At 59.4% G+C, this 11,400-nt stretch carries 10 protein-coding genes and 1 riboswitch; all 10 genes read left to right on the top strand.

Annotated features, from left to right (window positions below; all coding sequences use genetic code 11):
• Positions 1–580 (top strand): hypothetical protein (locus HMPREF2743_RS12710; RefSeq protein ID WP_371441227.1); only part of this gene is annotated, 580 nt, incomplete at its 5' end.
• 464 nt (positions 581–1,044) lie between these two features.
• Positions 1,045–1,222: riboswitch (TPP riboswitch) on the top strand.
• Positions 1,211–1,852, top strand: a complete 642-nt coding sequence (locus tag HMPREF2743_RS04600; RefSeq protein WP_083298963.1) for an ECF transporter S component — start codon at positions 1,211–1,213, stop codon at positions 1,850–1,852. Its footprint overlaps the riboswitch before it by 12 nt.
• 112 nt (positions 1,853–1,964) lie before the next feature.
• The gene (locus HMPREF2743_RS04595; protein WP_070525762.1) at positions 1,965–3,431 is read left to right on the top strand and encodes an ABC transporter ATP-binding protein; all 1,467 of its coding nucleotides are present in this window, start codon (positions 1,965–1,967) and stop codon (positions 3,429–3,431) included.
• An 88-nt stretch (positions 3,432–3,519) separates the two neighbouring features.
• Entirely contained in the window at positions 3,520–4,242 is a 723-nt protein-coding gene (locus HMPREF2743_RS04590) for an energy-coupling factor transporter transmembrane component T family protein (protein ID WP_070525764.1), read from the top strand.
• Between the two features lie 56 nt (positions 4,243–4,298).
• A complete protein-coding gene (locus HMPREF2743_RS04585; RefSeq protein ID WP_070525760.1) occupies positions 4,299–4,901 on the top strand; it encodes an isopentenyl transferase family protein in 603 nt (200 codons plus the stop codon).
• A 251-nt stretch (positions 4,902–5,152) separates the two neighbouring features.
• Positions 5,153–5,524 (top strand): 30S ribosomal protein S12, encoded by a 372-nt coding sequence (gene rpsL, locus HMPREF2743_RS04580; protein ID WP_005286791.1) that lies wholly within the window; start codon positions 5,153–5,155, stop codon positions 5,522–5,524.
• Between the two features lie 6 nt (positions 5,525–5,530).
• Positions 5,531–5,998 (top strand): 30S ribosomal protein S7, encoded by a 468-nt coding sequence (gene rpsG / locus HMPREF2743_RS04575; RefSeq protein ID WP_070525758.1) that lies wholly within the window; start codon positions 5,531–5,533, stop codon positions 5,996–5,998.
• Positions 5,999–6,299: 301 nt separating this feature from the next.
• Positions 6,300–8,426, top strand: coding sequence for an elongation factor G (gene fusA / locus HMPREF2743_RS04570; RefSeq protein WP_070525756.1), 2,127 nt, complete (start codon positions 6,300–6,302; stop codon positions 8,424–8,426).
• 369 nt (positions 8,427–8,795) lie between these two features.
• The gene (tuf, locus tag HMPREF2743_RS04565) at positions 8,796–9,986 is read left to right on the top strand and encodes an elongation factor Tu (protein ID WP_010189688.1); all 1,191 of its coding nucleotides are present in this window, start codon (positions 8,796–8,798) and stop codon (positions 9,984–9,986) included.
• 108 nt (positions 9,987–10,094) lie between these two features.
• Positions 10,095–10,898 (top strand): hypothetical protein, encoded by an 804-nt coding sequence (locus HMPREF2743_RS04560; RefSeq protein WP_070525754.1) that lies wholly within the window; start codon positions 10,095–10,097, stop codon positions 10,896–10,898.
• Positions 10,899–11,400: the final 502 nt, after the last annotated feature.

The raw sequence follows: 11,400 nt of genomic DNA, 5'->3' as shown, positions 1-11,400 counted from the left end.
GGTTGAGGATGGCACCACGGTTGAGACCGAAGGCCCGGGTAAGGCTAAGATCGGTGAGAACGGCAAGCTGATTGTCGACATCGATGAGAACGCTAAGCCTGGTGACAAGGTTGTTGTCGTTGTCAAGGACAAGAACGGCAAGGAGATCGACCGCGTAGAGGTTGAGGTTGAGAAGCCGAGTGGTTCTTCCGACGGTTCTGGTTCCTCTGACCTGTCTTCGAAGCCGAACCAGCGTTGCATCAACACCGGCTTGGGTGTTGGTATCCCGCTGCTGTTCCTGATTCCGGTTGGTCTGGCTTCTCAGATGAACATTCCGGGTCTGAAGGACTTCGTTGCTCCGATTAACAAGCAGATTCGGGATCTGAATACTCAGCTGCAGAAGCAGGCTGGTGTGTTCAATGGTCCGCTGGCTGGCAAGATGGCTGGTATCGATGCGCAGCTGAAGCGTTTCGGTGTTGATCATCAGCAGGCTGCTGGTGCTGTGGCTCTGATTGCTGCTGGTGCTCTGGCTATTGGCCTTATCGCTGATGCTTGTGCGCCGGGTGCAGGTTCCTCTAACGGTTCCTCTTCCAGCAAGTAATCCGCACAGCGTAGGGACGTGTTCCCTCAAATAACACCGCCACGGGAGGCGCGTTAACCTCCCACCCAACTTGAGAGTTGATGAATCGGGACATTGCTGCCGGGCTTCATAGCCCGGTGGCGTGGCCCGGCTCATGGCTCGATTTTGTTTGTTTAATAGTTCCGAAATACCATTTGTTATTTCTCATTAGTCTTGGGTCTCTACCGAAGCTTTTCCTTTCCTTAAGCTCCAGGTGTGGAGGCTCATGGCCACTGGCTTTTTGAAGTCGGTGTGCACGTACCCCGTCGCGTAGGTCAGAGGACGCGACGGGGTACTTTCGTTTTTCTGAGCGTGCCTCTCGGTGGTGTTTCTCTTTTGTTTGAAGCAGAGGTAGATGTGCTCTTGTGAGGTACGTCTTGCTAAGCTGACAGTGCTTCTTGAGCATGCTTAGCTGGTGTTCTATTGGGTGCTAGCGGCTTCTAATTACACATCGTCACGGGTGCTTCCTTGTTTGCCTTGATTGTGCTTAGCCCAATTCCGTTTCTCTTGTCTTATTGGGTTTGCATGGAATGGCTGAGGAGGCTGAGATGCCGCGTCATAGCGGCGAACCGTCGAACCTGATCCGGATAATGCCGGCGAAAGGGAGGAATCATGAACTCTGTATCTCATGGTGGATTTGTTAATGGCGCATCTACGAATGGTGTAGCTCCGCGCAGTTTGAATTGGCGTGTCGTGGACATCGTGGTGGCATCCGTGCTGGGCGTGGCGTGCGGAATTGTGTTCCTGGCGTGGAACACGGTGGGCTACGCCTGGTTCCAAGCTATGGATGCGCTCACCCCGGGCTTGGGTGGTATTGCCACTGGCATTTGGCTGCTGGGCGGTGTCGTTGGTGGCCTGATTATCCGCAAGCCGGGTGCGGCACTCTACGTAGAGCTGTTGGCGGCGATTGTGTCAGCGGTGCTGGGCTCCCAGTGGGGGATTAGTACGTTGTACTCCGGTATTGCGCAGGGCATTGGTGTGGAGATTGTCTTGGCCATCTTCCTCTACCGCCGCTTTGGTCTGGGCATTGCGATGCTTGGTGGCATGGCTGCGGGCTGGGGTGCTTTTGTGCTGGAGCTGTTTACCTCCGGAAACCTGGGCAAGACTCTCCAGTTCAACATCATCTACCTAGTGACGCTGAGCATCTCCGGAGCCATTCTGGCGGGAGCTGTCGGTTACTTCGTGGTTAAGGCTCTTGCGAAGACTGGTGCGCTGGATCGCTTTGCGGTTGGACGCGAACAGCACAACGCTTAGGCAGCGTTGCTTGTTGCTAGTTTGCGTTGTTCTTACTTGTTCCGCGTTGTTTGTTGTTTGTTGATCGTGGACTGATGTTGGTTGGCGTTGCTGACTGTGATGGCTGGTTCTGATGGCTGATGTGGGTAGTGCTGGTGCCACGAAGCTTGTGGCTCGTGGCTTTGGCTGGACGCATGCGGGAAGGCGTGCGCCGGCGCTGGCGGATATTGACCTAGTTGTATCGCCGGGGGAGAAGGTGCTGCTGTGCGGTGATTCCGGTTCCGGAAAATCCACGCTTTTGGCAGCCATAGCGGGTGTGCTTGGTGGGGATGATGAAGGTACACGCGTTGGCTCGATTCTTCTTGAGGATGCCGCCGGTCACGTCGAGCCACCCGGGCGCACCATTCCGGTGGGGCTGGTGCTGCAGGACCCAGACTCGCAGGTGATTGCCGCGCGTGTGGGAGATGATGTGGCCTTTGGTTGTGAGAATCTGGCCTACCCACGCACGGAGATATGGCAGCGGGTAGCTGCGGCGCTATCGATGGTGGGGCCTGAAGTCGACTTGTCTTTCCCCACGGAGCGTCTGTCCGGAGGGCAAAAGCAGCGTCTGGCGTTGGCCGGTGTTATAGCGATGGGCGCGGGCATGGTGTTGCTGGATGAGCCCACGGCGAACCTCGATCCGGAGGGTGCGCGAGAGGTCATCGAGGCGGTATCCACCATGCTGGAGAGCACTGGTGCCACCCTCATCGTGGTGGAGCACCAGCACGCAGCGTGGAAGGGTGTGCTCGACCGTGCGATTGAGCTGAAGGATGGGCGCATCGTCGCTGATGGGTCACTGGAAACTGTTGTCGCTTCGCGCTCAATTAGCGGTTTGCCGCGGGCACGGGGGATTGATGGGGCGTCGTCAAGCAGCGTTGAGGTAGCGCCGGGATCGGACGTATCTCATGTGTCCGGGCCGGAGACGGCGGCGCTGTGGAGTACGGACTTGGTCACCCGCTTTGGGCCGCCGCGTAGCTATGCGTTGCCGCGGGGGATGTCCACGGTGATTACTGGGCCCAATGGCGCGGGCAAGACCACGTGGCTGATGACGGTGGCGGGGTTGCTTCCGGCAGTGTCCGGAGAGATTGGTGTGGCGGAGTATGTGCGGCGGGGGCTGAAGGGCTCGCCGCTGACGTGGAAGTCCCGGGAGTTGGCGGACCGCATTGGGTTCGTCTTCCAGAACCCCGAGCACCAGTTCGTCGCCCGCACGGTAGCGGAGGAGCTGCGCGTGGCACCCCGGGTGATGCACCGCGAGGTGCCAGAGAAGCGCATTGCAGAGCTCGTGGAGGCTTTGCGTTTGGAGCATCTGCTCAACGCCAATCCGTTTACGCTCTCCGGAGGGGAGAAGCGCAGGCTGTCTGTGGCCACGGCGTTGGTCACGGCGCCGGAGGTGTTGCTTCTTGATGAACCAACTTTTGGCCAAGACCCTCATACCTTTACCGAGCTGGTGTGGCTGCTGCGGCGCATGGCGGATGAGGGGACGACGATTGCTTCGGTGACCCACGATCCGTTGTTCATTTCCGCGTTGGGCGACTACCGAGTGGAGGTGAGCCGTGGCTAAATCTTCTTCGGTGAGCGTGAAGGACGCTGGCCGTTTGGGCAACGCTGGATTGCTGCGTGGGGTAAATCCGCTGACGCGCATCTTCCTGATGTTCGTGTGGGTGACACCCTTGTTGCTCTCAGTGGATTGGGTCTCCGCGGTGGTGTCGTTGGGGATGACTCTGCTCTTTGCGCCGCTGTGCGGGGTGTCCTGGCCGCGGCTGTTTAAGGCTGGGTGGTTCCTGTTTCTTATTGCGCCATTGTCCGGTATTTCGATGCTGCTCTACGGTGCGCCCGGCGGGCGGGAGTACTTCAGCTGGTGGCTGATTACGGTCACGGATAACTCACTGGAGCTGGCCATCGCCATTACGGTGCGTGTGCTGGCAGTGGCGCTGCCGATGGTGGTGCTGGCGCGAGATATTGACCCGACAGAGCTTGGCGACGCCCTCTCTCAAATCCTCAAGCTGCCCTCCCGGTTTGTCATCGGGGCGGTGGCCGGGGTGCGCATGATGACGCTGTTCAAATCAGACTGGCAGTACCTGGCCATGGCGCGGCGTGCGCGTGGGCTTACCGACGAAGGCCGCATCAAGCACCTCATCACTATGTCCTTCGGATTGTTGGTGCTGGCCCTGCGCCGCGGCGGGAAGCTCGCCACGGCGATGGAAGCGCGCGGATTTGGTCGCACCCCGCCGGGCGGCGGCCAGCGCACGTGGGCGCGGCCCTCCCAATTAGCCGGCCGGGACTGGCTGGTGATGGTGGTGGGAACCGGCCTTGCGGCGCTTCCGGTGGTAGTTTCGGTTCTCAGTGGGTCCTGGAGATTCTTCGGACTCTAGGATGACTCTCTCTTAAAGCTGCACGCTAGACATACCCAGAAGTGGTGAAAGAAAACATGCAGGACACGGACCGCACGGACCAACGGGAAGGCGGTAAGGGAACTGCCGATACCAACGCCACCGAGATGGACAGGCTCTTGAATGATGTGGTGTCGCTCGCGGCAGCGCGCAAGCGCCCGATGCGCCCAGTCACCGTGCTTATCGACGGCCCCTCCGGCGCCGGCAAAACCTGGACCTCCGTGGCCCTAGCGGAGCGCACGGGGTGGCGAGTAGTCCACCTCGACGAGTTCTACCCCGGCTGGCATGGGCTCAAAGAAGGCTCAGAGATGGTTTCAGAGCAAGTGCTGCGGGAGAATAACCCGGGCTATTGGCGCTGGGATTGGGAAGCCAACGCCCCGAAGGACTGGGCCAGCCTGGATGAACGCGATGATTTGATCGTCGAGGGCGTGGGTTCTGTCACCGAGGCCACCGTGGCCGCCGCCAAGGAGCGTGGCTCCGTGGTGACCGTGCGAATCGACGGCCCACGCGAGAAGCGCCGCGAGCGCGCCCTTGAGCGCGACCCCGGTTATGAAGAGTGGTTTGAAACCTGGGAGAAGCAGGAACAAAAGCACTTCGCCGAACGCGCCGTGGAGGCGGACCTGAGCTGGGAGTGGCGCTAGTTCATACTGCGGTTCGAGTGCCAAGCCAAGCGGACGAAACTCGGATTTGGGCAGATCAGCGGGCTAATGGTAGTCTGTCCAAGGTTTCATCTTTATAGGAGATGAAAAGTCTGATCGGTATCTCAGCCACCCTGTGGCTGAGAGAAGTTCTGGACATGCGGAAGGGCCCCGGAGAAGAGCCCCTATTTTTGCATGTTTGGGCGAGTGGAAACGGTCAGTTCAAGCCGAAGTCATAGAGAAAGACTAGATTTATGCCAACTATTCAGCAGCTGGTCCGCAAGGGCCGCCACGACAAGAAGGCCAAGGTTGCTACGGCCGCCCTGAAGGGCTCCCCGCAGCGCCGTGGCGTGTGCACCCGCGTGTACACCACCACCCCGAAGAAGCCGAACTCGGCTCTGCGTAAGGTTGCCCGTGTGCGCCTGACCTCCGGTATCGAGGTTTCCGCCTACATTCCGGGCGAGGGCCACAACCTGCAGGAGCACTCCATGGTGCTCGTCCGCGGTGGTCGTGTGAAGGACCTCCCGGGTGTTCGCTACAAGATTATCCGCGGCGCACTGGATACCCAGGGCGTGAAGGACCGTAAGCAGGCTCGTTCCCGCTACGGCGCAAAGAAGGGACAGTAATCAACAATGCGTAAGAATGCTGCACCGAAGCGTCCTGTAGTTAAGGACCCGGTTTACAACTCCGAGCAGGTCACCATGCTCGTGAACAAGATCCTGCGTGACGGCAAGAAGTCCACCGCTGAGCGTATCGTCTACGGCGCTCTCGAGGTCTGCCGCGAGAAGACCGGCACCGACCCGGTTGGCACCCTGGAGAAGGCTCTGGGCAACATCCGCCCGGACCTCGAGGTTCGCTCCCGCCGCGTGGGTGGCGCTACCTACCAGGTCCCGGTTGAGGTCAAGCCAGCTCGTTCCAACACCCTGGCTCTGCGTTGGCTGGTGACCTTCACCCGTCAGCGTCGTGAGAACACCATGATCGAGCGTCTCGCCAACGAGATCCTCGATGCATCCAACGGCCTGGGCGCTTCCGTCAAGCGTCGTGAGGATACTCACAAGATGGCTGAGGCCAACCGCGCCTTCGCTCACTACCGCTGGTAATCCCACCGGTATAACCCGCCACATGGCATCATGGCTCGAACAGCGATATCATCGTTTACCTGCGCTGACAATGCGTGTTCTCGCTCCCTTTGGCGGAGCGTCGCACGCTAGCTAGTGCGGAACCTAAACTTGAATAGCGTTGTTCGAGCCATTTTTTATGGCGTGAGCTTCACGCCTCACGCTGACGTATAGGCCCAGACGTGGCAAAATAGACCAAGACCTATCCATGAAGACGTCCTTGTAACGTGGTTGGCGGTTAGCTGACTCGGGCGTCGACGACAATTAAGTTGGGGTATTAACTGTGGCACAAGAAGTGCTTAAGGATCTGAATAAGGTCCGCAATATCGGCATCATGGCGCACATCGATGCGGGTAAGACCACTACCACCGAGCGCATTCTCTTCTACACCGGTATTAACCGTAAGGTCGGCGAGACCCACGATGGTGGCGCTACCACTGACTGGATGGAGCAGGAGAAGGAGCGCGGCATCACCATTACGTCCGCTGCTGTGACCTGTTTCTGGAACAACAACCAGATCAACATCATTGACACCCCGGGTCACGTGGACTTCACCGTTGAGGTTGAGCGCTCCCTGCGTGTTCTCGACGGCGCTGTTGCTGTCTTCGACGGCAAGGAAGGTGTGGAGCCGCAGTCCGAGCAGGTGTGGCGCCAGGCTGCTAAGTACGACGTCCCTCGTATCTGCTTCGTCAACAAGATGGACAAGATGGGCGCGGACTTCTACTTCACCGTTCAGACCATCATTGATCGCCTCGGCGCTAAGCCGTTGGTCATGCAGCTGCCGATCGGTGCTGAGGATGACTTCGACGGCGTCGTCGACCTGATCAACATGCAAGCGCTGACCTGGCGCGGCAAGGTAGAAACCGGAACCGAAGCCACTATCGAGGAGATCCCGGCCGAGCTGCAGGAGAAGGCTGAAGAGTACCGCGAGAAGCTGCTCGAGGCCGTCGCTGAGTCCGACGAAGAGCTCATGGAGAAGTACTTCGGTGGCGAAGAGCTGACCATTGAGGAAATCAAGGGCGCTATCCGCAAGATGACCGTGAACTCCGAGATCTACCCGGTCCTCTGCGGTACCGCTTACCGCAACAAGGGTGTCCAGCCGCTGCTCGACGCTATTGTTGACTACCTCCCGAACCCGCTGGACATCGGCGAGGTCAACGGCACCTCCCTCGACGGTGAGGAGACCCTGACCCGTAAGCCTTCCGTTTCCGAGCCGTTCTCCGCACTGGCCTTCAAGATTGCCGTGCACCCGTTCTTCGGCAAGCTCACCTACGTGCGCGTCTACTCCGGCCAGGCTATCCCGGGCGAGCAGATGCTCAACTCCACCAAGAACAAGAAGGAGCGCGTGGGCAAGCTCTTCCAGATGCACGCGAACAAGGAGAACCCGGTCGAGCACGCCGACGCCGGTAACATCTACGCGTTCATCGGTCTGAAGGAAACCACCACCGGTGACACCCTGTGTAACCCGGACAACCCGATTATCCTCGAGTCCATGGACTTCCCGGATCCGGTTATCCAGGTTGCTATTGAGCCGAAGACCAAGGCTGACCAGGAGAAGCTGGGTACCGCTATCCAGAAGCTGGCTGAAGAGGACCCGACCTTCACCGTTCACCTCGATGAGGAATCCGGCCAGACCGTTATCGGCGGTATGGGCGAGCTGCACCTCGACGTTCTGGTTGACCGCATGAAGCGCGAGTTCAAGGTTGAGGCAAACATCGGTAACCCGCAGGTTGCTTACCGCGAGACCATCCGCAAGAAGGTCGAGTCCCTCGACTACACCCACAAGAAGCAGACCGGTGGTTCCGGCCAGTTCGCAAAGGTCATCGTTACCATCGAGCCTTACAACCCGGATCCGGAGGAGCTGGAAGAGGGCGAGTCCGCAACCTACAAGTTCGAGAACGCCGTCACCGGTGGCCGCGTTCCGAAGGAGTACATCCCGTCCGTCGACGCTGGTATTCAGGACGCTATGCAGTACGGCTTCGTCGCTGGCTTCCCGCTGGTGAACATCAAGGCCACCCTCGAGGACGGCGCTTACCACGACGTTGACTCCTCTGAGATGGCCTTCAAGCTCGCTGGCTCCCAGGTCCTCAAGGAGGCCGTTGCCAAGGCAAAGCCGGTTCTGCTTGAGCCGATCATGGCCGTTGAGGTCGTGACCCCGGAGGAGTACATGGGTACCGTCAACGGTGACATCTCCTCCCGCCGTGGCCAGGTCTTCGCGATGGAAGACCGCTCCGGCGCTAAGGTGGTCAAGGCTAAGGTTCCGCTGTCCGAGATGTTCGGCTACATCGGTGACCTGCGTTCCTCCACCGCTGGCCGTGCAAACTTCACCATGGTCTTCGATTCCTACGCTGAGGTTCCGTCCTCCGTGGCACAGGAGATCATCGAGGAGCGCACCGGCTCCAAGGCCTAAGGGCTAAAGGGGAACCGATCGATTCCCCTCCCTGTGGGGGCTGGTAGTCTTCGCCAGTAGACACCAACTCCCAGCGCTGGGGAGGTAGCGGTCCGCTGAATGCGTAAACATTTTGCGCGTTGAGCCGGCCGTTACCCTCCCAGGATCCTTTAAATTGATTCTTGTCGAGGGTCAACGTCCGCACGTGTTGGGCGGGGTTACCTCCTATTTGGGCAGTTTGAAAAAACTGCGGCATAAATCTAGGATCGTGTAACTGGCACGTAAGAAAGCGTCATTAGCGCTTATGGGCTTCGGCCCGAAGTGCCAATGGCAATACAAACCACGTGGCTGCGAAATACGTAGCCGCCATAGAGTCCAGGAGGACAAACAGTGGCAAAGGAGAAGTTCGAGCGTACGAAGCCGCATGTGAACATCGGCACCATCGGACACGTCGACCACGGCAAGACCACCACCACCGCAGCGATCACCAAGGTTCTGGCTGACGCTTACCCGGAGGAGAACACCGCTTTCGCCTTCGACATGATCGATAAGGCTCCTGAGGAGAAGGAGCGCGGTATTACCATCAACATCTCCCACGTTGAGTACTCCACCCCGAAGCGCCACTACGCACACGTGGACGCCCCGGGCCACGCCGACTACATCAAGAACATGATTACCGGCGCTGCTCAGATGGACGGCGCTATCCTGGTTGTTGCTGCAACCGATGGCCCGATGCCGCAGACCCGCGAGCACGTTCTGCTGGCTCGCCAGGTTGGCGTTCCGTACATCCTCGTTGCACTGAACAAGTGCGACATGGTTGACGATGAGGAAATCATCGAACTCGTCGAGATGGAGATCCGCGAGCTGCTCGCCGAGCAGGACTACGACGAGGAAGCTCCGATCGTTCACATCTCCGCTCTGAAGGCTCTTGAGGGCGACGAGAAGTGGGTACAGTCTGTCATCGACCTGATGCAGGCTTGCGATGACTCCATCCCGGATCCGGAGCGTGAGCTGGACAAGCCGTTCCTGATGCCGATCGAGGACATCTTCACCATTACCGGCCGCGGTACCGTTGTTACCGGCCGTGTTGAGCGTGGCTCCCTGAACGTCAACGAGGACATCGAGATCATCGGTATCAAGGACAAGTCCATGTCCACCACCGTTACCGGTATCGAGATGTTCCGCAAGATGATGGACTACACCGAGGCTGGCGACAACTGTGGTCTGCTTCTGCGTGGTACCAAGCGTGAAGAGGTTGAGCGTGGCCAGGTTTGCATCAAGCCGGGCGCTTACACCCCGCACACCAAGTTCGAGGGTTCCGTCTACGTCCTGAAGAAGGAAGAGGGTGGCCGCCACACCCCGTTCATGGACAACTACCGTCCGCAGTTCTACTTCCGCACCACCGACGTTACCGGCGTCATCAAGCTGCCTGAGGGCACCGAGATGGTTATGCCGGGCGACAACGTTGAGATGTCCGTAGAGCTCATCCAGCCGGTCGCTATGGACGAGGGCCTGCGCTTCGCTATCCGCGAGGGCTCCCGTACCGTCGGCGCTGGCCGCGTTACCAAGATCCTCGACTAATTCTCGCTAGGGCCTAAGGCCCTTCCTGATTAGCAGGTCTGCAAGCCGCTCAATCCCTGATGGGGTTGGGCGGCTTTGGTGATCGCGGACCTACTAGGCTTGGAAGTCATGTTTGACCCAACCCGCATTGACCGCACCCTCGCCGCTCTACGCGCCGCGTGGGAAGGCCAACCGGATCTTCCCTTGGGAACCCTGTTCGGCATGCTGGCGGCTGAAGGCTATGGCTGGGGCGTGCCTGACGGCGAACTCACCGCCCGCCTTGAGTCCATGGCAGCCGTCCACCCGCCGCTAGTGCCTCTCGACGCCCACCTCATCACCGAAGGCCTCTGGCTCGTCGTCACCCCGTCCCACCGCGTTACCTTGACGCCTAACGCCCTTTCCAAAGCCTCGGCCGTCCCAGTTGCCAAGGCCCTCACCGAGCCCTCTGAACCTCAGACTTCACGCCCCGGTTGCATGGCTGTAGTGCGACCGGTGTCTAAGGAAGGACAGCGCGGGCAACCTGTGGCGTGGCAGGTCTCAGCGCTCCGTGCGGTGGGCCCTGGCCGCCCGCTTGTCCTCGCAGACACGGAAGGTTTCGAGCATCGCTTCGGTGTCGTCGAGTCTGTTACTCGGCTGCGCGAGGACAGTCGCAGTTTGACTGGCTTGAAGCGCCGCAGCGTGGGGGATCGTGTGTGGTTCATCCGCACCGATACGGAGACAATCCTCCTCGACCATGGCCTGCATATGGTCGAGCGCAAGAACCGCGAGCTCATCCGCACTGATTTCTCGTGGCATCGAATCGAGGAAGGCGAAATAGGAAAGCCCCTCCGTATCCATCTTTCGCGCGGCACCATGCACACGTTGGGCGTCATCAAGGAGCTCATCCTCGCAGAGTCTGAACCTTGGAGCCCTCCCTCCTCGCCACCCCATTAAGCAGTCAGTAGTTAGCGGATTTCCCTTTAAGGGCTTAGAAACCCCGTTGCTCCTGCCGCTTTCGGCGGCACGTGCAGAGGGGCTTGAGATCGCCTAAATCCCCGCAATCCTGGAGTCGCCCTTTAAGGGCTTAAGGAGGCCTGTCGTCTCTGCCCCTGCTACTTCCGGCAGCACGTGCGGCGGGACCTGAGATCGCCGATTCCCCCGTCAGCCTGGATTTGGTTGACGGGTGGCGCTCGCATAAGGCTCGCCGATGTGCCCGCGTACCTTGCTGTGGTTAGCGGGTGCTTCCATCGGGGTGGTGTTGGTGCTGGTGGTGAGCCCTTTCCTTTCTCTCATCGCGGTGTCTGGTGGCTGCGGGTGTTAGCTGCTGTCGGGTGGTGGGGCTGGTGGTTGTTGTGGTGTTGTGCCCGGTGTTGTTGCAGCTCCTTGTTCTGGTGCTGTGGCCTGTGTCTTTGTGGCTGTTTCCCGTTCGGTGTTGAGTCTGGTTAGTGCTTCTTGG

The sequence above is a fragment of the Corynebacterium sp. HMSC036D02 genome (genome assembly GCF_001836165.1).
Taxonomy (GTDB): Bacteria; Actinomycetota; Actinomycetes; order Mycobacteriales; family Mycobacteriaceae; genus Corynebacterium.
The sequence above is the reverse complement of the archived record's forward strand: the minus strand, read 5'-3'. Positions and strand labels throughout refer to the sequence as shown.